Annotated in this window: 1 pseudogene; it reads left to right on the top strand. The window is 37.5% G+C overall.

Going from position 1 to position 626, the window contains the following annotated elements:
• Nucleotides 1-26: 26 nt before the first annotated feature.
• Nucleotides 27-626 (top strand): annotated as a pseudogene (locus ABD296_RS49835) (hypothetical protein); the annotation flags it as partial.

A 626-nucleotide genomic window follows, 5' to 3' on the forward strand; every position in this document is an offset into this window, starting at 1 on the left:
GACTTTGCCTGCCCATTTTAGACAGCTTGCAACCCAGTGCCTTATCCCCAGAATTAAATGCTCAGCTTTACCTATCCATGCAAGAAGAAGATGGTTCAGACTGTCGCTATGAACCACGTAATATATTAAAAAAATTATTAAATCAGTTACATGCTAATAATTATTTCCCTGTCATGGCTGCCGAGCTAGAGTTTTACCTTTTCTCACCTCAGCATCAATTCGAGACATGTTCAGAAAACCAATGTTTTGATATAGATGCGCCAAATAACTATCAACAAGTCCTAGATGAAGTTGAAAAAGCAGCCTTACTACAATCAATTGAAATTACCGCAATTGTTGCGGAATCATCCCCTGGACAATACGAATTAAATCTTCAACACAGCCATGACATTTTAAAACTCTGCGATCAAATTAATGCTTTAAAAAGAATTGTAAAACAAGTCGCAAGAAAGCATGACTTAACCGCTTGTTTCATGGCGAAACCAAACTTGGCAAAGGCTGGTAGTGGCATGCATTTTCATATGAGCATGCTGAATCAATACCATCAAAATATATTTAGCTCAGAAGAAAAAGATGAGCTTTCAGCCAAATTATTGAGCGCGATTAGTGGCCTAATTGAGTTAATG

The organism is Actinomadura napierensis (assembly GCF_039529375.1).
GTDB lineage: Bacteria > Actinomycetota > Actinomycetes > Streptosporangiales > Streptosporangiaceae > Spirillospora > Spirillospora napierensis.